We start from the raw sequence: 21,400 nt of genomic DNA, 5'->3' as shown, positions 1-21,400 counted from the left end.
TTCATCAAAGAGGAGAACGAAAAGGAGAGAAGGCAGGAATCCTTCCGAAGTCGATGGAGAGCTCCGGAAGAATCGAAGAATTCAGGTGGGAACTATTTTGCTATTTTACTCCTGCCTTTTGGAGTTCTTTGTCCAACTGTCCGGTGATTGTGCAGAAGTACATTCTCCAATCGCTGACAAAGGACTTAAACGGGTAGATGAAGGTGGCAGGACGATTCTTTTCCAGAAAAAAGTGACCGATCCAAGCGAAGAAATATCCGCTAAATAGGGCCGCCAATAAGTACCAAGCGTTCAGAAAAACCAGGGAAGAAATGATAAAAATCAAAGCGCAGGTCGTTCCTATGAAATGAAACACACGATTCATTTTATTCGAATGTTCTCTCAGATAGAAGGGCCAGAATTCCTGTAATGTTTCGTATTTTTTGTTTTCGGACATTGTCATCCTCCGGATTACAGAATATACCAAGGAGAAGATTTCGCAAGCCTTTCTCTTTCAAATCAAATAACGTTCGTTATGCAAAAAGACCCGGCTCCTTCTTCCCTTCTAAGGAATGGATAAAATCCAGATAGGGCTTGAGTTTAAATTTCTTGGCCGCGGATTCCGAAGACATGTAACGGACCGTCCCGAAAATTTCCCTTTCCGGAAACCAGGGTCGATCGAAGGCCCCGAAACACCATAAAATCCCGGTATAGGAATTCGGATCCCGACCGTCGTACGCGTATTTGTGATTCAGATCTTCTAATATGGAAAAAGCTTCCTCGGGAGAACGAGTCCATTCTATCACCTTTTTTCCCCAAAGCATTCTTAAGTAATTCTGCATGGAGCCGGTTAGAACTAATTCCTTCTGGGCGGCGTTCCAAATAGGATCGTGGGTTCTGGCGTTTTCCAACTCTTCCTTGGAATAAACGTATTTTCTAGGATCCGATTTATGAAATTCTAATGTCTTCTTAGCCCAATCGGGTAGAATGGAAAGATCCTTTCGAAAGTCGGGAGACTTATGGAAGAATAGAAAACCCAATTCTCTCCAAGTTAATAGTTCGTCCAAAAAGGAATTCACATTTGGATTCGGATGGAAGAATCCTTCGTTCTTTCCTCTCTGAGAATGGTTGATCGTTTCGGGAGTCCAGGTAACCCTAGGATCCGATTGTAGTGCCACAAGAGTCAATTCTTCGGAAGAAATCATCCCGAAATGCAGATAGGGAGAAAGCGACGAAGACCGGGAAGTCTCCGGAGGGCGGGGTTCGCTCCTTTCTTCCGAATAAAAGGGGAGGCCCTCTTTTAAGAATTTCGCCATAAGTCGAAGCGCCTCTTTTCTACCTCCGATCCGATTTGTATAAGGTACTACATCAGGACACCTGGATTTCATCCGGGCCAAAACGGAATCTATGTCTTTCCGATCTGTAGAAAATAGATATTCCGGAGGTTTTAGAGCATCGGAAGAAGGGATTCCTTTGGAATTCGGTTTCGGATCGGAATGAAATGCAAAGGATTCCAAAAACCGGTCGTGTAACCTTGGCCTAAGTACCCTGGCATACACGTAAGAGGCCTCGTAAGCGGTAAGGGGTACTACTGAATTCGAGTCCACCAGAAGAAACTTGCAATCCAAGGTGCGGGATAGTTCTTCCGCATGCGCCGGGAGAAAGAAACAGGGAAAATCGTCCGTAACGACGAGGGCCGAACGACTTAAGGTAGAAGGTACTACATTCTTCAAAGAGACCTCTTCGGTCTCTATGAATGCCCAGTAGGTGAAGCCCTTTTTTTTGGCTTCCTCCGCAGTATCGCAAATTCCTTCCAAAAGAAAACGATGGAGCCTAGGGGAACTCCATTCGAAGTCCATCCTTACGGATTCGAAAATCACCAGAGGCTTTCCAAACTTCTTAGCCAAATGGATGGAATAATCCAGACTGTGATTCCATGCCAGTCGTCGGTTCGCCCGGATCCAATACAGTACGAATTCTCCTTCTTCCCGAACCGGCTTCTTATTTCCCTCTCTCACTCGAATCAAATTCTTCTCTGAAAACAAAGCCTATCCCTTCTCATCCAATGTAGTACCTTCTACCCAAGACTTATACCTATAACCCCAGGGGCCCGTCCCGAGTGATTTATGCCTAGGCATAAATCGTACCGAGGAGGAGGCGATTAGACTCCCCAATCTGAAAATCGGGAAATGAAAAATTCCCTACCGAACCGGGTTTTTAAGGCGGGAATTAGCACTCTCCGCTTGAAAGTGCTTGACCGCCTACCCCTGTTTCGTTTTTCCTGGAACTTAAATTCAAGCACTCATATACTACAAGTGCTAAGAGACTCTAAGAGGAGAAAGTCATGGCGATTAAACCATTGGGCGACCGTGTTTTGGTTGAACCTAAACAAGAAGCCGAAGAAAAAATCGGCAGCATCTTCGTTCCTGATACGGCTAAAGAAAAACCGCAAGAGGGAAAAGTTGTAGAGGTAGGAAGCGGACGTTATGAAGACGGAAAGCTTGTGCCCCTGGAAGTTAAACCCGGTGACGTCGTTCTATACGGCAAATATTCCGGAACTGAAATCAAATCCGACGGTAAAGAATACTTAATCATCCGCGAAAGCGACATTCTTGCCATCGTGAAAAAGTAATCGGCCGAGGAAAGAAAAATGGCAAAAGTTATAGAATACGACGAAACAGCGAGACGTAAACTCCTAGAAGGCGTCAACAAACTGGCGAACGCTGTAAAAGTAACCTTAGGTCCTAAGGGAAGAAACGTAGTCATCGACAAGAAATTCGGTTCTCCCACGATCACCAAAGACGGGGTTACCGTCGCAAAAGAAATCGAATTAGAAGACGCTATCGAGAACATGGGCGCTCAAATGGTGAAAGAAGTTTCCACCAAGACGAATGACGTTGCGGGAGATGGAACCACTACGGCAACCATTCTCGCTCAATCTATCGTTAACGAAGGATTGAAGAACGTTACCGCCGGTGCAAACCCTATGGCACTTAAACACGGTATCGATAAAGCGGTCAATGCAGCGGTAGAAAGTATCAAAAAACGTTCCGTAAAGATCGAAAACAAAAAAGACATCGCTAACGTTGCGACCATCTCCGCAAACAACGACAAGGATATAGGAAATCTGATCGCAGATGCTATGGACAAAGTCGGAAAAGACGGAGTCATCACCGTAGAGGAAGCAAAATCCATCGAAACCACTTTAGACGTGGTAGAAGGGATGCAATTCGACCGTGGATACGTTTCTCCTTATATGGTAACCGATCCTGAAGCGATGATCGCGACTTTAAGCGATCCTTATATTCTGATCTACGACAAGAAGATCTCTTCCATGAGAGACCTTCTTCCCGTGTTGGAAAAAGTGGCTCAAGCAGGAAGACCTTTAGTCATTATCGCAGAAGAAGTGGAAGGAGAAGCGTTGGCTACTATCGTAGTAAACACTCTCCGTAAAACTATCTCTTGCGTGGCTGTTAAAGCTCCTGGATTCGGAGATCGTCGTAAAGCGATGTTGGAAGATATCGCAATCCTTACCGGTGGCCAAGTGATTTCCGAAGACCTCGGGATGAAACTGGAAAACGCAACAGTTCAACAACTGGGACGTGCTAAAAAAGTAACCGTCGATAAGGAAAACACCACCATCATCGAAGGACAAGGCGCTTCCAAAGATATCCAAGGCCGTGTAGGTCAGATCAAAAAACAAATCGACGACACCACTTCCGAATATGATCGCGAAAAACTCCAAGAGCGTTTAGCGAAACTCGCGGGGGGAGTCGCGGTGATTCACGTAGGTGCGGCTACCGAAGTGGAAATGAAAGAGAAAAAACACCGTGTGGAAGATGCACTTTCAGCTACTCGCGCAGCAGTAGAGGAAGGAATCGTTCCAGGTGGTGGATTAACTCTACTAAAAGCTCAAGAAGCAGTTGCAGCTCTTAAATTAGAGGGCGACGAGGCTACTGGAGCAAAAATCATCTTCCGCGCATTAGAAGAACCGATCCGTATGATCACTTCTAACGCAGGTCTGGAAGGATCCGTGATCGTAGAACAAGCCAAAGGTAAGAAAGGAAACGAAGGTTTCAACGCACTTACAATGGTTTGGGAAGACCTACTACAAGCCGGAGTCGTTGACCCTGCGAAAGTAGTTCGTTCTGCACTACAAAACGCTGCTTCTATCGGATCAATGTTGTTAACTACGGAAGTTACAATCACCGACAAACCTGAAAAAGACGGCGGCGGAATGCCTCCTATGGGTGGAATGGGCGGTATGGGAGGAATGGGCGGCATGATGTAATGTTGCCCTCTTCCTTTCGGAAAAGTAAAAGCCGGGGAATTTTTCCTCGGCTTTTTTATTTTTAGAATATTATTCTATTTTAAATCCCAGAATCCTACTGAACTGGGTTCCGTCTTTTCTCGTTGTCCTGCTATATAATATGTTCAGAATGGAATATCTGCTGTAGCTAGTTCTCGTCTCGTATTCCCAATCCCATAGAAGACCTCCCATAACCGGAAGAGCTAGGATTCCCATCGAATGCAGTCCCATCGCCGTCGGAGTCTGTTTATAATAGAACAATCCCGGACCCACGAGCATCAAATCCTCTTCCTTAGAAATTCTCTGGTTCCTATAATAAAGAAGACCAAGGCCCAGCATATCGAATCTTCCGTCTTTCTCGGAAGAGAAATATCCGAGTATCGGAGGCACTAAGGCCGCAGTTCCATCCGCGTCCCTATGATAATAGTAGACTGGAAGGAAATTCGCGAGAGTATCCCCCGGAGAGGAACGGTATCTCAACCAAAGAAAATTCGCGTCGGAATAATCGGGACGCCCCTCGTATCCTCCGAGTATTCCGCCCAAAATCGCCACTTGCGTCCTGGATTCCTCGAGTTCCGTATGGATCAATCCTAGGAATAGATTCAAGTTCCTACGCTTACGTTTCGACTCGTAACTTGTATCCACAAGACCTGCGAATCCCCAACGATTCTCCTCGGAGTCGGAATAACCGTAGACCCCCAAAGCGAACCAGAAAGAATAATCGACTTCTTTCTTTCTAAACACCAAAGGTAGAACGCCCCAAGAATTGGAATTGGTATCGTTTTGCCAGAAGGCAAGAGGAAATATTCCGAATGTTCTGGAATTCGCCTCCGCAAAATGGAAGAATGGCCCGAGGATAAGTCTGGAGCTCTTGGTAACGGATTCGCTCGAGTAATCCGCAAATATTAAGAAATTAAGATGAGTTTTGGACTGGTTCGCCAACGATTCCCTACCTAACCAGAAAAGAGGGAAAATATAATACTGCGACTCCGATCTCAAACCGCTTTGGGTCGGATAAGTCTCCGATTTTCCGGACGCGAAAAGGAAAGCCGAAAACTCGGTCTTGTCCACTTTTCCTTCCTTGGTATCTTCCCTACTTTTATAAGTTATCAATTCCAGAAAACTCAGCTCACGATTCACGATTCCAAGAGGAGAAACACTCTTTTCATAATACAAAGTGGGAATCGGTAAAAACCAAAAAACAGTATCGGTTTGGTAGGAATTATGATTGGAACGAGTAAACACTCCCAGAGGATTCACGGAAAGAGAATTGGAATTTCCTCCCACATATTCCGTTTTGTCGTAATAAAAAGGAATCCCCCAAACCGTTCTGGTCTGGAAATTTTTCGATTTCGTATCCGTAATCGAAACGAAAGGATACAAAGCGAACGATTCTTCGGTCTCCGATTTTGTTCCGTTTAAAAGGCCCAGAACATTCCAACTACTACTTTCTCCTTCACGAGAAGAATGGTACAGAATCGGAATCGTCCTAGAACTTCTCAACTCCTTCTCTCCTTCTTTTTCCAAACTGGAGAAATAGAAAGGAACGACCTGGAATGATTCCTTCGTTCTGCTTCCCACATGGAAATCGTAAGAAGAAATCAGCCCGAGGAAACTAGTCTCGCCGGAGTATTCCGTCCTTTCCCTATAAAATCCTAATAGGAAGAATGTGGACTCTTTAGGGCTCCTCTCCCAATACAAACCGGGAATCAAATAAAAATCCAGCTTGGTTGCATTCTCCTCCGGCTCCCCTCCCCTTAAGAATCGATAGGAATAATAGAACGGAGACAGAAAACTAGTCACCGAAGTTCCGTTCGATTCTTTACGGCTTTCGTATTTTGCCAACGGAGTGTAAACGGTCCGAATCTCTGTGATCCCTTGGGGAGAATTCTCCGTTTGGGAAATTTTATAAAAGAACGGAAGAAAAGCGAAGGAATCCTCCGAATCGGAACTGACGGAATTCAAGAATCCTAATATATTCAAAGAGCGTTTATCTTTCTCCCGACTCCAGCTGAATAGGATCGGCACGGTCGAATATTGGCTCAAGATCTTATTCCCATCCGTCTCCTTACCGTAGAAATAGAACGGAAACATTCTAAAAGAGCTCTCGCTGCGAGTTCCCGTCCTAGTCTCGGAAGAGCTAACTAGTCCCAGAAAAGTAGTATAATTAGAGACTTCCGTTCTTTCCGAATAATAACCCAAAAGGAAGAATTTACTCGAAACGGAATCCCTTTGCCAAAACGCCCAAGGAATCGGAAGAAAATCGAATTTTTGGGCTTCTTCTTCCGATTGCCCCGCCTTTCTCTCCCTGGAAAAATAATAAAGCGGAGAAATGAATTCGGAAGAGGAAGTTCCGTCCAAACGATTCGCGTGTTTGTATCGGGATAGAAGAGTATAGACTTCTCCGTATGAGAATACTCCGCTCGCGGTCTTAGTGACCGTGGAATTTCTGAGATAAAAGGGAAGGAACATATCCGTTCCTTTCTTCCAGGTCCCCTCGTCCGTGGTAGTGGTCTCATAATTATAATGAATCAGAGGTAAAGCTATACTATGAAAGGAACTCGTGGTCACGCTCCCTTCGGTGTTTAAATTTCTATAATATAACAGAGAAAGAGTGCGAGTGCCCGCCTTTGTCTCCTCGTGAGAAACCAGAGGAAAGAATCTAAATCCCCAAGAATCCGGGGAATAATACAAACGAGTAAGAGGCCAAAGAACGGAATAATCCCTAGTTTCCCCTTGTTTGCTTCTTAAGAATCCGAGCAAAAGATAGGATTCCAGATAATCCTCCGACTGGCTTTGTCTTCCGTAAAACGGAAAGACTAGCAAATAGGATTCGTCCGCGATGCGGCTATAAAAGAAAAACGGAGCCGCATACACCTTATTGTCGGAAGTTTTGGACCAAGAGAACCAACTCAAAGGCAAAAGACGCAAATGACGTCTATCGTCCCCCTCTTCGTAACTGAAAATTCCAAATAAAGCGCTGACACCCCAGAAAGAACGGACATTCTCCCGCAAAAGTCTATGATATCGATTGATTCCGACCTTCTCTTCCTGCTTTACTCCGGAAGAAACCGCCGGGACGGGACTCTCCTTCGTAGGCTCCTCTTCCGGATGATTTTCCCTCCACCAAAGCAATTGGTCCTTGGGAATAGCAGTCCTCTTGGATATGCTAAAAAGATTATAGAAGATTCCCAGGTCCGTATCGATGAAATATTCCTTATCATTGGACCCGACACCGGCGGACCCTCCGAAATTACCCAGGGATTGGGAATAAGAATATGCTAAAACCAATTGTAAGGACTTATCCGCTTCCTCGTAATTCAGGTAAAAAGGAAGAAGTATGTCTCCCTTGCTCCTGGGGGTATTCCAATTCCAATATAAGGGGAACCAAGTAGTGAAATCCTCCTTACGTACCTTGTCCACATTCGAGAACCACAACAGAGGCCAGATCCAAGTATTATCTTTCTCCGGAGATCTATTCCAATAATGGAATATTCCGAAATGCCTATAGTGCTTCTCGTCATATCCTAAACGAAAGAAAAACGGAATAAACAAGCGATAGCTGTCTTTTTTATAGAAGTATAAGGGAAAGGCGTAGCTATACTCGGCGTCCCCTTCCTTGCCGAAACCTCTCCCTGCGATCCCCAGGAAGTTCCAATAGGAACCTCTGTCATCCGAGCCGGAAAAATAAAACGGATAAACCCTACGAGTGGATTCTTTTTTTGACTCGAAGGTCTCGTAAAGGAAGTATAAGGAATAATCCTTTTCGGAAGAATGATACGAATAGTAAAGCGGAGCGACCGTCTTCGTTTCCGAGGAATTTATCGCACGATAGAAAAAGGGAAAAAGAAGATAACTTCTCTCCTCTTCGTTCCTGGTATAGGACCAGAACGGAAAGATAGTCACCCGACGATAATCTCCGGACTTGGAATCCTTTTTGAGATACGTATTCGCAACCCAAAGTCGATCTTCATCCCAATAGGTAAGAAGCGCCGGGAGTAGAGTGTATTCGTTCTCCGTTCGATTTCCTTTTATCAGAAAAGGAAGTAGTGAAAAATAATCGTTGGACTTATAAAACAGTAAGGGAAAAAAGACCGCACGATCCAGTTCTCCGGATTTATTATAGGACCAATACGAATTCAGAATATAATTCTTGGAGGAAAGTCCATCCGAATTCCTATAAAAGGCCGGAGCAAACGTGGTGTTCTCCGATCCGGTATGGGACCTATAGAAAAGGGGAAAAAACAGAAAACTCCAGTCCCCGTTCTTATCGGAAGAATAGAGCATGTTTAAAGCATAAGTGCGAGTGCGATAGGAATCGTCGTAATGATAGAATGGAAACGGAAATAGACCGAATTTTTCCCTGCTCGTATCGAAATATACGGGAAAAATATGAAAGTATTCCTTAGATTTATAATATAGTAACGGAAAGAAGATCCCTCGATCAAACTCTCCCTCCTGATTCCAAGAAAGGTACGTATTTACGAAAAGAGTTCTAGAAGACTTTCCTTCCGTATCCCTATACCAAATAGGCCCGAAATTCGTATATCCGTCTCCTTTTTGCGAATGAGCGAATAAGGGGAAGAATAGAAAACTCCAATTCCCGTTCTTTTCCGCTTCCCAATAAGAATTCAAGAAATAGGTAACCGCACGATCCTCGGTTATGTTTCTATAGAATAGGGGCGCAACCGTAGTCCTCTCTGAAAGTTTTACGTTTCTATAAAACAGAGGAAAGAACAGAAAAGTGGATTCTTTCCAATCCTTAGAATAATAGGTATTTAAAATATAAAATTGGGAACTGGTGGCGGTTCTATAATAATAGAAAGGAGCCGGAAGAATCCCGAATTTTTCCTTACCTAAATCGAAGTAAGCGGGAAATAGAACGAATTTCTCCCCCTTTTCGTGGAATAGAAACGGAAAGAAATAGGAAGACTTATAATCCCCTTTCGCATCCGAATTCCAACCTCCGAGAACGAGTAGATTCGTATTCGTTCCCGCGTCCTTTTCGAATTTTCTATAAAAAAGGACCGGAATAAAGGACCTATATCTTTTTAACTCTCCGTTCTCTCGGATACTATTTCTAAAGTAAGGAAGAAAGTAACTGAACCTTTCCTCTTCCGTATTATCCACGGTCACTCGGTCCTTCCAAACCTGGCCGAATAAGGGAGTCAAAAAGGATCCTTCCCGACTGGAATCGTTGGAATCGTAATACCAAAGAGGAAAAAAACTTAAATGCCTACGATTGTTTCCGGACCCCCAAAAGAGAAACGGAAAGATAGCACCATAGGAAGAGTCCCGATCCTTCCCTGAATGAAAGAGTAGAAATTGAGTCCAATTCGTTTCGGGCGAGCGCTTCTGGAAGAATAGAAACGGAACCGCATATCGGAACGTAGTCTCTTGACCGTTTAGTACCGAATTCTCGCCTCCGAATAAAGGAAGAAAGGACGGAAATCGAACGGACTCCTCGGAGAAATTCGCTCCCGTTTGGTACTGTCGATAGTGCAAAAGGGAAAATTGAAAGCCGGAGACTCCGCTCGCCTCTTCTATCCTTTGGGAGTAAAAAAACGGAACGAGATAATGCCGATAAGAATCGCTTTCTTTGGCCCAAAGCCGATTGTAAAAGGGAAAGAATGAGACTTCTTTAAACCTAGGATAATTCGTGTAAGAAAATAATGCTAGAGTCTGGACGGAAAAATGCGGTCCCCAACTTTCCACGCTAGCGAAGGGAGGAAATCGAAAGGCATACTTATCTTCCTTTTCGCTTCCTAAGATGGGCTTTCTTTCCGACGTTAGATCGTCGAAATAATTCTTAGATTGGGAGAATATGCCGGAATTGAAGAGTAGAACGGCAAGTAGTCCGATAATCCGAACCGACCGAGAAAAAGAGAAGGAATATTTGCACGAAGTCTTAATCATCTATCTCTAATATCTTGAGTCTACTTTTCTCGCCCCGCACTAAGCGTACCCGCGACTGTGGGAGGTCCAACTCGGCCGCCACAGCCCGAATTAGAGCGTTATTGGCCTTTCCCTCCAGGGCAGGTTCTCTTACCGCGACGATCCAAATTCCATCCTCTCCCTTTTGCACGAAAGGTTTCTTGGAATTCGGCTTTATCCTAACTTGGATTCTCATCGTTTCCGAAAATGTCGGACAAATCTATCTTTTACGAAAAATTTTTCCAGTGATTAATCTTATCTCTTCCAGTCCGAAAAGCAGACTCGATCCGAAAAAAATCGCAGCCGCGGGCAGAATCGCAAGGATTAGGCAGATTCTGGAGGAATTGGCATAACTAAAGCCCTTGTCCTCGAAGAAAGAGAGCGCCGCCGGATAAACCAAAAATCGAAACACGACCAGAAATCCCCCCATGAGAAAAAGGGGACCGAGTAACCGAAGGACCTTTCCGATGAATCCTCTCCAAGGAAAATGAATGGAATGTTTCTTAACGTTAGAGGAAAGGACGGACCAGGTGACCAGGGTGGAGACGGCGGAGGAGAGAGCGATCGCCGAATGTTCCAAATAAGGTACTAAAAGATAATTTAATATTACGTTCAGACAAAACGTGAATGCTTGGACGAGAAGAGGGGTCGTAGTATCCTGAAAGGCGTAAAATGTGGAAATGAGTACCTTATTCATACTATAAAAAGGGACGGCCACCGAATAAAAAATCAAAGGCAGCGCCGCGGTTTCCGTCGCTATATGATCCCATTTACCTCCGTAATAGATGGAGTCCAGAATCGGAGAGGCAAGTATCCCGATACCCAAAGCCGCTGGAGCCGTCAAAAAGGAAGCGAAGCCTAAAACTCCGAGCATTTCTCCCGGGACTTCCGATTGTCGATTCTCCCGCAAAGCCCCGAGTAATGCAGGTAACGTGGTAGTGGCAAGGGCCACACCGATGATCCCGGTAGGCAACTGAACGAGCCTTTGGGAATAATCCAAACTCACCACCGCTCCTAATCCCGGATGATTGTTTTGGACCCAGTTGGCCCAAAAAATGTCTATTAAAAGACCCAATTGGTAGAATCCCCCGCCTATCGCGGCAGGAAGCATTAAACGAAAAATCTTAGCGATAGCGGGATGCTTATAATTCCAGGAAAAGATCGGCCCTTCTCCGTTTCCGGAAACGTATCTGGCCTGCACTATCAATTGGATCACTCCTCCGCTTACGATTCCGAAGCAGAGGACTCTGGCTTTGGTTACCATATCCCAATCTACGAAAGGGAATACTCCCAGAAATATCGTAAGGTAACTCAGATTCAGGATGATAGGAGAAAGAGAAGGAACGAAGAATCGATTCTTTACGTTCGAGATCGCCATATAAATGGAGGAAAGACTGGAGGTAATGATGAGAAAAAAAAGAATATAAGTGAACTCTATCACTAATCCGGAATATTCTAAACTTCCCCCCACAATGATCGGAAGCGCCCAAGGAGAGAATGTGAATACGAGGGCCACCAAAGCGGCGAGAACCACGAAAAGAAAACTCAAGACTGCGCCACTCATTCTTCTCGCGGCTTCCTCCCCCTCTTTGCCGAATTGGGAATACAAAGGCATAAAGGATTGGGAGAGGGTCCCTTCCGCAAGAAGGTTGCGGAACATATTCGGCAGACGATAAGCCACCGAAAAAGCGGAGGCTACCATACCGGTTCCGAAGGAGACCGCCATGAAATGGTCTCTGAAGAGACCTAAAATGCGGGATAAAAGCGTATAAAAGGAAAGAGCGAAACTTCTTTTTGCGGCTTGGGACAAGAGATCCTACACGACCGGTTCTACCGGAAAGAAACTAATCGAGTAGCTTCTCCAAGTAGCGAACTCCGCCTGTCCTACTCACGTCAAACTGAATTCCGCAACTAGGACATTGGTGTCGACCGATGCTCTTGATCCTCAAACGAGAACGGCAAGATTCGCAAAATAGAATCTTTTCCTGGAAGACTGCCTTCTCCCGTTCCACGGAAGCTTCCAAGGAATTGCTCTTGAGTCTCTCGGTCTCTTTGGAAGAGTCTTCCCTCCCCGATTCGGAAAGAGGAACCGAGCTGAGTTCCGGCACATAGACGTCGGAGTCCGGAGCCTTCGGAACGGAAGAAGCGTAGAATTGAACCGGTTTAGTCTTTCTTAACTGAGAGATACTTTGATAGCTCGGTTCCGGTTTTGTCCTAAGATCTTCCACTTTCAAAGAGGAGAGCCAGACTTCCGCTTCTTTCTCTTCGGAAAAGAATCCTTGTGCTTGGTCCAAACCGAATAATCCTAGAACGAGTCTATTTTCTTCATTCCAACGATAGAATGCTATATTCCCACCGTGCTTATCGAAAAATACTCGAAGCTCGTTTAAGGCGGAAATTCCTTCTTCTTCCAAGTATTCGATTCCGGAAGCGTCCAAGAGAAAGAGTCTATCTCCTTCTTCCCATTTGGCTTTGATAAAACGTACCAAATCGAAGGAAGCGTAGGAGTCCAGGACTCCTCCGGGAGCCACCTTCGCGATTTTTCCGAGTTTAGAAGTTCGAATTTCCAAGAAAAATTATCCTAAGTAGATTGCGTCCAGTACTTCCGCCTTTTCCTTATGGGCTTCCGCTAAAGGAACCGCATGCGGGACCGGCATAGCCTTCTCCAATACTTCGTTACGAGCGGGAACCGATCTATCCGGAACGGAAGTCATTTCCTGTCCTTGCCAACGAACTGGCCCTTGAGTCGTAGCGAAATCCACCTTCTCCCAAAGAGGAGGGTTTGCAGGAGGCACCACGTATTCTCCGGAAGGAGTAAAGGAAGTGCGAATGCTTTTTATAAGTAAATGAGCGAATCCTAATATTAACGCGCAAATAAGCGCGACGATGGCGTTATTCTGCAAATTCCAAAGAAAAAGTTCCGATTGCACTCTAACGAAATGCGCGAAATTTCCCCTTTCGTAAATCATATGCAAAGAAGCGACTCGTTCCAATTTGTTTTCCTGATAGACCGCCATAGAAAGTAGGACCTCCGGTTGGAGTATCTCAGGAAAATAAGGAGAAATCGCCTTCAGGAATTTTTCATTCTCCGAAACGGGTTGCTTATCCAATAGTACGGGAACTCCGATCTGCCATTTTCTCAAACGATGGGCGGATGTATAACTAGCGGACTGGAATTTTTCCTCAGGCTTTCTCTTGGCCCTAGGAGTTTCCAGGAATTTTTCGTTGGAGGAGGCAAGCACGATCCCTGAGTCATCCACGATCGAGAGTTCGGTGATTTTAAATCCTTCTTTATCCGCGGAAGTAACCGCCACCAAACGATGGAATGCGAAATTGAGATCGGCGACTTTTTCGGGACTCAGTTTTCCTTCGCTGGATTTGGAGATCGCTCCGATCGTATCCCTGGCTCTCTGGTCGGATAGATCTCGGATCTGTTCGAAAGCCGCCAAGGAGGATTCCAGATAGGACCAGGCGGTGGCACCCACGGCGATCCCTTCGCAAATCAAAAGCGCCAGGAAGAAGAATAGTATATGTTTGAAAATCTGCACCTGAGAACCTCTCTTCTATTGAGAATCGGCCGATTTCGCTCATTCTCTAAAGAACAAAATCCGGGAAGAATAGGTTCTTAAACTACGCTCGGATGAAAATTTTCTCGGATCCGATCGGAGAATATACGGATCCACTCCTTCTTCTTCTCTTCTCCGGAAGGTAGGCCTAGCTTTGCCACGGAAGTCATGGATCTCCAATCCCCTCCGCAAGGATGGATGCATTGGAATGCGGAAAAATCGTTGGATACATTGAGAGCGATTCCGTAACTCGTGAACCAGGATTTGAATAATACTCCGATAGAGAGAATTTTCAGTCTTGGATCCGAGGCTAGATACAAACCGGGAGCCTCCGGATTCTTCACAAGTTCTAGATTCCAAACCTCTTGGAATGCCTGCTTGGCCGAACCGAGAACGGAATCCAGAAATTCCGAAATTCCTAAATTTCTTTTTTTCAAATCCAAATGAAGATACACCACGATCTGGCCCGGTTCGTGAGCGGTGAAGTCCCCTCCTCTCTTGATATAATGCAATGAAATCCCTTTTTCCGTTAGGAATTCCTGGTTTCGGAGTAGGTTTCCGATATTGTAATTGATCCCTCCGGTAATCGTAAGAGGGTGTTCTAAAAATAGAATCGATTCCCTCCTTCTCGCCCTAGATTTTTCTTGGAAGAGAACGTATCTTTCGTAAGGAACGGGAGTCTTAAAAGAAAAAGCCTTCACTAGAGGAAAGGGTCCATGGAAAAGCTGCTCGAAGTCATCTCCTTTATCCTCCAAAGATCTCCCCGAGGGAGAAATCGTCAGGAACTGGCCAAATTGATCTATTTGGCGGACGGTCTATTCTTCCAAAAATACGCCAAAGTGATTACGGAACAAAAATACATCCATTTAGAAGATTCTCCTTACCCTATGGAATTGAATCAGGCGTTACTTCATCTGAAGGAAAACCGTCTAATTGATGTGACTCCCAAATTGACGGAACAGGGGATTTCCGGATATCTACTGACTTGGGTGGGCCCCGCTCATGAAGACGAGATCGACCTGAACCGTCAGGAAAAAAGAATCCTACGAAAGATCTTGGAAAATTTTAAGGGAAGCGTTTACGACGAGAATCGGGTGTATCCGAATCTCTACGAAAACTATGTCATTACACCGCTTTTCTCGGAAATTAAGTTTAGTAAGGAAACGATTAATACCAAAATCCATTTCTTTAAGAGAAAAACGCTTTTGAATATCTCGGGCAAAATATTTAAGGTACTTTTTAGCGAGTAACCGGGTTTGAAATAATGGTCATTACTGTTTGCAAAGGCAAAATCCACAGAGCTACGGTCACGGACGCGGATCTCAATTACGAAGGAAGTCTGACGGTCGACATGGATTTGGTAGATGCTGCCGGAATGTATCCTTACGAAAAAGTCTCCGTTGTGAACGTAAATAACGGCGCTCGCTTCGAAACCTATCTGATCGAAGGCAAAAGGGGCTCGGGAGAAATCTGCCTGAACGGAGCGGCCGCTCGACTGGGAATGAAGGGAGACAAAGTCATCATTATCTCCTACGGATCCTTGGAAGAGAAAGATCTTCCTAAGGGATATAAACCCCAGGTTGTTCTAGTCGACGACAAGAACCATATTAAGAAATAAACTGCCATCCAGGATAGATTCTCCTAAAATCCCGTTCTCGAAGCGGTTTTGCCTCAATCCTAGCCTTGGAAACCGGCTGGACGAAATACCGAGCCTAAGCTACACTAAGTTTCCCCGGCATTAGGATATCCGGGAGAATTTCCTTTTTTCGTTAAAAACGAAAAAGCCGGGCTAAGTTTCCGGGTCGTTTTGTCGATATTCAATAGGAAGAACCGTACTGGGATCATTACACGCATGAAATCCGTCACTAAATACTCTTTCATCCTACTATTCCTGCTTTTGGGGACCACAGCGTCCGGCCAAAACAACGCGGAACGAGACGGAAAGCAATCCGGCTCTGAGGGCGTGGAGTTTTACCCTCTCGCCTATTACGACGATCGCCTACTGGTTAAGGATGTGTCCTTCTTCCGTAGACACTCCGACAACGGAAAAGGCGAGTTCATGGACGTGCTGGTAGAATTGGAAAACCGTGATTTCGACGCGGCAAACTTCGCCGTCTACATTCTTGCGGTAAACGAGACCTCCAAGGCGAAAGTCGACGACCATAGGGATCTGGTTCCCTTTCCTAAGTGGAGAAATTACGACGTAGAGGAAGATACCAGAGTGGTAAACTTCCATAACCTAGTTCCGGTCAAATTAGACAATAAGGCCGTCTGGGGAGAAAAACGTTACGGAGAGGTCAAGAAAGGCTACGACGATAGGATTGCTAAGGGTGAGAAAGTCAAGATGCCGAATCCTAGTCTAAATGAACTCATGCATTATCTGACCAATAATCCTAAAGATGCTCTTCCTATCGTTCTATACGGAGAAGAAGGCCCTCCAAAGGATAAGGTTCTGATCAGCAATTACGTCGCTCAGACTCCGGAAGATTTGCAGAAGCAAAAGCACGATTCCTTGAGCAAACATACTTATACGATCTACAACGCGAAATACAAGACGTCCATCTTCTCCCACCATTACACGGAATATCGTCCCGGTTATTTCACGTTCAATAAGGTTGTGGTTTTGATCTTCAACCCTCAAAAGGAAAAGAACAAATTGGTCTATCGCAAGATCATAGACATTAACGGATTGAAATTAGTGAACTAAAAATATGGACTCGCTTTCGCTCCGAATATTGAAAAAGGACTCTTAAGAGTCCTTTTTTGTTTTTAAGGGATCAGGCGCTTAGAGTGACGACTAAGCTTAAGTCGAAGGTGGACGACGATAGCGATCGATGCTGCCCGGAACGAACCGGGTGGTCCATAGGCCTCGATCGATATTTTTTTCAACCCACCCTTTTCCGTGATCCCACCTTCCGTCCGAAAGGAAATCAAAGAAGTAGGACGAATTCATATACCGATAGGAATCCATGATATCTAAAATATCTCGGCTTCCCGGTTCCTCAGGGCCCTCTTCGTAGAAGAAGTCTTTATCCATCCATCTATACCATGATTCGTCCTAGCGAAATGTCCATCTTAATTTAGCTAATGAGAAAATAATCTAGGCGATTCATCCCTCCTCTCCAGCAGCCTTGGACCCAGGTTCAGCCGAATTTCCCTCCCTCACCGGAGGGATAGGATAGATAAAGGGAAGGTATCCCTGATTTTTCTCAGAATTCTCCTCTTTCCTCCGGAAACGAGAACGAGTCTTAAGTCCTGTCCGGAAATTTCGGAATTTCTCCGCTTCTTCCAATAGTCCGTTTAGACGATTCTCCAGGAAAAACTTCAGTTCCTCCTGCAAATCCCCTTCTTCCCCTTCCGGCAATCTTCCCGTATTTTTAGGATCTTCTTCCATGTTTCCGGCTCCTTAGATAGTGTAGCGATAGGCCCGGACAAATCGATTCCCCGAGACTAGGGGGTGCTTGCGTTTTTTTTCTTGCGACGAAGGCCTTCGCGCCTAATTTTGAGGGAATGCTGAACGTTCCAGAGCTTGCAGAAACTCTCGCTTCCGGAAAAGAGATCGATCTAGAATACAGATTTATCTCGGACGAGGACCACCAACAGATTTACTTACTTTTACTCCAGGCTCTAGGGAATTTGGACCGACTCTTTCTGACCGAGGTGGTTTCTACCGTATTGAAAGAGCTCCTCATGAATGCCAATAAGGCCAACGCGAAACGGATTTTTTTTCTCTCCGAAGGTCTGAATATCAACGAGCCATCCCATTATAACAAGGGGATGCGTAGATTCCTGGAGGAGATCATTCATAAATGGGACGACCAGGAAAAGGTACTCAAGGGTTCTAATTTAAGCGTCCGTCTCCGAGCAAAGATCATGAACCAGAACCTGATCTTTTTAGTAGAAAACGATGCGATTCTACTTCCACAAGAGATGGAAAGAATCAAAGCGAGATTGGAATCCGCAAGTAAGTTCAACGACCTTTCCGACGCCTTCCTTTCCATGTCGGATAGCCAAGAGAGTGCGGGATTAGGGTTAGTTTTAATCCAACTTCTACTTAAAAATTCGGGGATAGGTTCGGACAAATTCAAGATAGAATCTGACGGAAAGATAACTCGGGCAACTCTAGTGATCCCCAAGCAGATCGTTCCTCTGGATGTCACAACCAAACTCAAAGACAAGATCCTTGCGGAAGTGGAAGGACTTCCTCCTCTTCCCAATACACTCACAAGAATTATCAATCTTTGTAATAATCCGGACTCCGATCTTGGAGTCATTGCGAATGAAATAGAGAAAAATCCGGCGCTCAGCGCGGACCTATTGAAACTTTCCAACTCCGCCGGATTTGCGAGTAGGAATAAAGTGAATACCATCGTCCAAGCTGTCAAGGTGGTAGGGCTAAAGAACGTTCGAAATCTTCTCTATGTTTCCGGAGTTAGAAAAATTATGGAGGGAAGATACACCAAACTCCAAGAAGTTTGGAATCACTCCAATTTAACCAGCTATATAGCAAGGCAAATCTCTCAAAGAGCCGGGTTAGGAAAACTCTCGGACATCGCAGCAGTCGGCGCTCTTTTACACGATTTGGGAAAATTCATCCTACTCTCTTTAGATCCGAATTTGTTCAAGCGATTGGCATCCTATCAAAAACATAGGGACCTTTCCAACTCGACTATCCTAGAGGAAATCTCAACGGGGATCTCTCATCCTAGTCTAGGCGCAATGCTTGCTAGAAAATGGGATTTTCCTCCGGATTTAGTGCATATGATAGAGTTCCATCATCGGGCCTTCATGGCGACTAATACCATATATGCGGATCTGGTGGATTCCGTATATTTGGCGAATATGATGTGCGATTATCTAGAAAAGAAAGTCAGTTATTATGCGGTGGATTCCAGTATTCTGAAAAAATTCCAATTGGACGATAAACGCAAGTTCGAAGAGACCTGTGAGAAGCTCGCAAAGGCTTACGAGATCACGAATGAAGAAAACTGAAACCACTCCTCTTTTAAGTCTTCATGGAATCAAATTCTATAGTTCCGGAAACGCGATCTTGGACGGAATCGATTTGGATATTCGGTCCGGCGAGCATTGGGTCCTATTAGGAAGAAACGGAGCCGGAAAAACTACCTTAGTCAATCTGATCTACGGTTCCATCTGGCCCACCGCGGGTAGAATCAATCTTTTCGGCGAAACCTTCGGAGAAACTCCGTTGCAAGTTCTCCGGAACAAGATAGGGATTCTGGATTCTTCCCAACAAGAGAGCGCTTTGCAAAAAAGTCTGACCGTTTACGAGGTTCTTTTGACAGGCTTCTTTCATACTATCGGATTCTATAGGGAATCGGATCCTTGGGAAGAAAAAGAGGCGGAGAGAATTCTGGAAGAACACGGATTCGGAGCCAAGAGAAACCAACTTTTTCGTACTCTTTCTTCCGGAGAAAAGAAGAAGGTACTCTTTCTAAGAGCCATGTGTACTTCTCCAGAGTTCGTCATTCTGGACGAACCTTGTTCCGGATTGGATCTGACCGCCAGAGAGGAGTTCATCGATTTCCTGGACGCCTATAAGAAGAATAGAACCTTTACCTCCATCTATATCACTCACAGGATCGACGAGATTCCTCCTTTTTACGAACACGCAGCGCTTCTTAAATCGGGAAGAATTTTATATTCCGGAAAAATCCACGAGGCCTTTACGGGAGCGAGACTTTCGAATCTTTACGACCGCAAGGTCGAAGCGGAGAATCGAAACGGTACCTGGATGGCCTTAACGGAAAGGACCTAGTCCGCGTATTCCGCATAATCGCATTCCGGAAACCGGGAACAAACGTAGTACGTTTTTTTCTTAGCGGATTTTTTTTGGACCCTGTATCCTTGTTTGCAGACCGGACAGATCCCGTAAAGAGAAGTCTTGGGGATAGCCTTCCATTCTGCGGAGATTTTTTTAGCGTCGGCTTTCTTTAGGTTGGATTCCAATAAGGAATAAAAATCGCCCAAGACCCTGGAACGGGACTCTTCCCCTTCGGCTATCGAATCCAATTTGTCTTCCATCTCCGAGGTAAATTTTTCCCGGAACAATTCGGAAAAAGCGGACTGCAGGAAGAGATTCACCTTTTCGCCTAGGGCGGAAGCGAAGATTCTCCCTTTTTCGTTACTAGCATATTTTCTTTTATATAACGTTTCTAATATATTTGCGAAAGTGGAGGGTCTTCCTATCCCTTCTTTTTCCATTTTGGAAACGAGACTCGCCTCCGTATAACGGAGAGGAGGCTCGGTAGTTTTGGAAGATACATCCCAGGATTCCGGATGTAGAGAATCGCCCTTCTGCCAACTCGGAAAATTTTCCGGTAAGACCCCGTAGATTTTTTTATATCCCGGATCCAATGTAAAAACTGCTTCGCCTTTCCATTCCGTACTTCCCGCCGAAGCTTGAAAGACGATCCGGATCCATTTTTCCGATCTCATCTGGGAAGCGACCGTCCTCTTCCAGATCAATTCATATAGATTTTTTGCGTCTTTTCCAAGCCTACTCAATTCGTTCGGTTCTAAAAAAATATCGACTGGGCGGATCGCCTCGTGTGCATCCTGGGATTTTGACCCGGTCTTTTTGGATCTATAGGAAATCGCTTTCTCCGAAACAAAATCCTTACCGAAGAAGGTTGAGATCTTACTACGAATTTTTCCTACTGCCTCTTCGGACATTCGGACGGAATCCGTGCGCATATAAGTGATTAGGCCTTGGGATCTCCCCTTTCCCAGGTCGGCACCCTCGTATAAATCCTGTGCCAATCTCATGGTCTTGGATGCGGGAAATTTCAGTATCCGAAACGCCTCCTGCTGCAAAGTGGAGGTCGTAAAAGGAGGAGGAGGAAGAGTCTCCCCCTTCTTTTCCGTCCTGGATTGAATTTCCAAAACATTTGTTTTCTTTAATATATCAGATAAAAACTTCTCCGCATCGGCCTTGTTACTAAATGCGTCCCGATTTGGAAAAAAGGATAGAGTCTCTTTTTCATCTTTTCCGTATCTTACGTTCGCGGAAACGATCCAGGACTCCACAGGCAAAAATTCTCGGATTTCTTTTTCTCTTTCACAAATCCATTTCAGAGCGACGGACTGTACTCTTCCCGCGGAGAGCCCGCTTCCTATGCCTTTCCATAAGAATGGACTGACCAAATAGCCGATCAAGCGGTCTAGGATCCTCCGGGCTTTTTGGGAATCCACAAGATCCTTATCTATCGGGAGGGGATTCTCCATCGCTCTACGAATAGCATCCGGGCTAATCTCCTGGAAACGGATTCTTTGGATTTTTTTCTTTAAGCCGATCTTATCGGCGAGTATGGAACCGATGAATTCCCCTTCTCTATCCGGGTCGGTAGCGATAAGAATCCGGTCCGAAGATTTTGCCTCCTTTAGGATTGAGGACAAAACCTTCTTCTTTCCTTTTAAAAGAACGTATTCCGGTTCGAAGTCTTTTTGGATCTTCACACCTAATTTATCGGGGGGAAGATCCAAAACATGTCCGAAGGTGGCAACGACCCTGTATTCTTTTCCCAAATAAGAGGAGATGGTTTTAACTTTGGCTGGAGACTCGACGATGAGAAGAACGGACATTCGGAAC

18 protein-coding genes are annotated in these 21,400 nt (G+C 45.1%); 7 read left to right on the top strand and 11 right to left on the bottom strand.

From position 1 onward, the window contains the following. Positions 1–100: 100 nt before the first annotated feature. Both LEP1GSC061_RS01085 and LEP1GSC061_RS01080 read right to left on the bottom strand, forming a co-directional pair. On the bottom strand, positions 101–442 hold the full coding sequence (locus LEP1GSC061_RS01085) for an Mpo1-like protein (protein ID WP_415751818.1): 342 nt from the start codon (positions 440–442) through the stop codon (positions 101–103). A 70-nt stretch (positions 443–512) separates the two neighbouring features. Then, the gene (locus tag LEP1GSC061_RS01080; RefSeq protein WP_016543937.1) at positions 513–2,024 is read right to left on the bottom strand and encodes a deoxyribodipyrimidine photo-lyase; all 1,512 of its coding nucleotides are present in this window, start codon (positions 2,022–2,024) and stop codon (positions 513–515) included. Between the two features lie 299 nt (positions 2,025–2,323). On the opposite strand from LEP1GSC061_RS01080, the gene groES reads away from it, so the two are divergent. Both groES and groL read left to right on the top strand, forming a co-directional pair. Next, positions 2,324–2,611 carry a co-chaperone GroES gene (gene groES / locus LEP1GSC061_RS01075; RefSeq protein WP_016544064.1) on the top strand — a complete coding sequence of 96 codons (288 nt, stop codon included), beginning with the start codon at positions 2,324–2,326 and terminating at the stop codon, positions 2,609–2,611. Positions 2,612–2,629: 18 nt separating this feature from the next. Continuing rightward, positions 2,630–4,270: a chaperonin GroEL gene (groL, locus tag LEP1GSC061_RS01070; RefSeq protein WP_016543729.1), complete on the top strand. Its 1,641-nt coding sequence runs from the start codon at positions 2,630–2,632 to the stop codon at positions 4,268–4,270. A 69-nt stretch (positions 4,271–4,339) separates the two neighbouring features. On the opposite strand, the gene LEP1GSC061_RS01065 is transcribed toward groL, so the two are convergent. The 6 genes from LEP1GSC061_RS01065 to LEP1GSC061_RS01040 all read right to left on the bottom strand — a co-directional run bounded on the left by LEP1GSC061_RS01065 (position 4,340) and on the right by LEP1GSC061_RS01040 (position 14,489). After that, positions 4,340–10,204, bottom strand: a complete 5,865-nt coding sequence (locus LEP1GSC061_RS01065) for an LA_1737 family protein (RefSeq protein WP_016543860.1) — start codon at positions 10,202–10,204, stop codon at positions 4,340–4,342. Beyond that, the gene (locus LEP1GSC061_RS01060; protein ID WP_016543474.1) at positions 10,197–10,418 is read right to left on the bottom strand and encodes a DUF167 domain-containing protein; all 222 of its coding nucleotides are present in this window, start codon (positions 10,416–10,418) and stop codon (positions 10,197–10,199) included. Before LEP1GSC061_RS01060 ends, LEP1GSC061_RS01065 begins: the two co-directional genes overlap by 8 nt. 24 nt (positions 10,419–10,442) lie before the next feature. Next, a complete protein-coding gene (gene murJ, locus LEP1GSC061_RS01055) occupies positions 10,443–12,032 on the bottom strand; it encodes a murein biosynthesis integral membrane protein MurJ (protein WP_016543647.1) in 1,590 nt (529 codons plus the stop codon). Positions 12,033–12,066: 34 nt separating this feature from the next. Next, positions 12,067–12,792, bottom strand: coding sequence for an STAS domain-containing protein (locus tag LEP1GSC061_RS01050; RefSeq protein WP_016543432.1), 726 nt, complete (start codon positions 12,790–12,792; stop codon positions 12,067–12,069). Between the two features lie 6 nt (positions 12,793–12,798). After that, positions 12,799–13,770: an LIC_12071 family protein gene (locus LEP1GSC061_RS01045; RefSeq protein WP_016543334.1), complete on the bottom strand. Its 972-nt coding sequence runs from the start codon at positions 13,768–13,770 to the stop codon at positions 12,799–12,801. Between the two features lie 77 nt (positions 13,771–13,847). Next, complete coding sequence (locus LEP1GSC061_RS01040) at positions 13,848–14,489, bottom strand: lipoyl protein ligase domain-containing protein (RefSeq protein ID WP_040507860.1); 642 nt, start codon at positions 14,487–14,489, stop codon at positions 13,848–13,850. A gap of 15 nt (positions 14,490–14,504) precedes the next feature. Here LEP1GSC061_RS01040 and LEP1GSC061_RS01035 point away from each other — a divergent pair, with 15 nt between their 5' ends. From LEP1GSC061_RS01035 to LEP1GSC061_RS01025, 3 genes are all read left to right on the top strand, one after another. After that, positions 14,505–15,038: a type II toxin-antitoxin system antitoxin SocA domain-containing protein gene (locus LEP1GSC061_RS01035; protein ID WP_016543745.1), complete on the top strand. Its 534-nt coding sequence runs from the start codon at positions 14,505–14,507 to the stop codon at positions 15,036–15,038. Between the two features lie 14 nt (positions 15,039–15,052). Next, complete coding sequence (panD, locus tag LEP1GSC061_RS01030; protein WP_040507536.1) at positions 15,053–15,406, top strand: aspartate 1-decarboxylase; 354 nt, start codon at positions 15,053–15,055, stop codon at positions 15,404–15,406. 234 nt (positions 15,407–15,640) lie between these two features. Further along, on the top strand, positions 15,641–16,495 hold the full coding sequence (locus LEP1GSC061_RS01025) for a hypothetical protein (protein ID WP_016543515.1): 855 nt from the start codon (positions 15,641–15,643) through the stop codon (positions 16,493–16,495). Between the two features lie 96 nt (positions 16,496–16,591). Here LEP1GSC061_RS01025 and LEP1GSC061_RS01020 read toward each other — a convergent pair whose 3' ends face one another. Together LEP1GSC061_RS01020 and LEP1GSC061_RS01015 are read right to left on the bottom strand one after the other, a co-directional pair. Next, the gene (locus LEP1GSC061_RS01020; protein WP_016543340.1) at positions 16,592–16,825 is read right to left on the bottom strand and encodes a hypothetical protein; all 234 of its coding nucleotides are present in this window, start codon (positions 16,823–16,825) and stop codon (positions 16,592–16,594) included. 72 nt (positions 16,826–16,897) lie between these two features. Beyond that, on the bottom strand, positions 16,898–17,182 hold the full coding sequence (locus tag LEP1GSC061_RS01015; RefSeq protein WP_016543444.1) for a hypothetical protein: 285 nt from the start codon (positions 17,180–17,182) through the stop codon (positions 16,898–16,900). A gap of 116 nt (positions 17,183–17,298) precedes the next feature. Here LEP1GSC061_RS01015 and LEP1GSC061_RS01010 point away from each other — a divergent pair, with 116 nt between their 5' ends. Both LEP1GSC061_RS01010 and LEP1GSC061_RS01005 read left to right on the top strand, forming a co-directional pair. Continuing rightward, entirely contained in the window at positions 17,299–18,780 is a 1,482-nt protein-coding gene (locus tag LEP1GSC061_RS01010; protein ID WP_016543904.1) for an HDOD domain-containing protein, read from the top strand. Continuing rightward, entirely contained in the window at positions 18,767–19,567 is an 801-nt protein-coding gene (locus LEP1GSC061_RS01005) for an ABC transporter ATP-binding protein (RefSeq protein ID WP_016543715.1), read from the top strand. Before LEP1GSC061_RS01010 ends, LEP1GSC061_RS01005 begins: the two co-directional genes overlap by 14 nt. On the opposite strand, the gene topA is transcribed toward LEP1GSC061_RS01005, so the two are convergent. Then, on the bottom strand, positions 19,564–21,393 hold the full coding sequence (topA, locus tag LEP1GSC061_RS01000; protein WP_016544013.1) for a type I DNA topoisomerase: 1,830 nt from the start codon (positions 21,391–21,393) through the stop codon (positions 19,564–19,566). The two genes, LEP1GSC061_RS01005 and topA, sit on opposite strands and share 4 nt — an antisense overlap. Between the last annotated feature and the right edge of the window lie 7 nt (positions 21,394–21,400).

Source organism: Leptospira wolffii serovar Khorat str. Khorat-H2, assembly GCF_000306115.2.
Taxonomy (GTDB): Bacteria; Spirochaetota; Leptospiria; order Leptospirales; family Leptospiraceae; genus Leptospira_B; species Leptospira_B wolffii.
This window is presented reverse-complemented; position numbering and strand designations above follow the sequence as displayed.

Coding starts and splice junctions, on each gene's coding strand:
- LEP1GSC061_RS01065 (WP_016543860.1), bottom strand. CDS start 10,204: ATGATTAAGACTTCGTGCAAATATTCCTTCTCTTTTTCTCGGTCGGTT.
- LEP1GSC061_RS01035 (WP_016543745.1), top strand. CDS start 14,505: ATGGAAAAGCTGCTCGAAGTCATCTCCTTTATCCTCCAAAGATCTCCC.
- LEP1GSC061_RS01010 (WP_016543904.1), top strand. CDS start 17,299: ATGCTGAACGTTCCAGAGCTTGCAGAAACTCTCGCTTCCGGAAAAGAG.
- LEP1GSC061_RS01015 (WP_016543444.1), bottom strand. CDS start 17,182: ATGGAAGAAGATCCTAAAAATACGGGAAGATTGCCGGAAGGGGAAGAA.
- LEP1GSC061_RS01020 (WP_016543340.1), bottom strand. CDS start 16,825: ATGGATAAAGACTTCTTCTACGAAGAGGGCCCTGAGGAACCGGGAAGC.
- LEP1GSC061_RS01060 (WP_016543474.1), bottom strand. CDS start 10,418: ATGAGAATCCAAGTTAGGATAAAGCCGAATTCCAAGAAACCTTTCGTG.
- panD (WP_040507536.1), top strand. CDS start 15,053: ATGGTCATTACTGTTTGCAAAGGCAAAATCCACAGAGCTACGGTCACG.
- topA (WP_016544013.1), bottom strand. CDS start 21,393: ATGTCCGTTCTTCTCATCGTCGAGTCTCCAGCCAAAGTTAAAACCATC.
- LEP1GSC061_RS01085 (WP_415751818.1), bottom strand. CDS start 442: ATGACAATGTCCGAAAACAAAAAATACGAAACATTACAGGAATTCTGG.
- groES (WP_016544064.1), top strand. CDS start 2,324: ATGGCGATTAAACCATTGGGCGACCGTGTTTTGGTTGAACCTAAACAA.
- LEP1GSC061_RS01005 (WP_016543715.1), top strand. CDS start 18,767: ATGAAGAAAACTGAAACCACTCCTCTTTTAAGTCTTCATGGAATCAAA.
- groL (WP_016543729.1), top strand. CDS start 2,630: ATGGCAAAAGTTATAGAATACGACGAAACAGCGAGACGTAAACTCCTA.
- LEP1GSC061_RS01025 (WP_016543515.1), top strand. CDS start 15,641: ATGAAATCCGTCACTAAATACTCTTTCATCCTACTATTCCTGCTTTTG.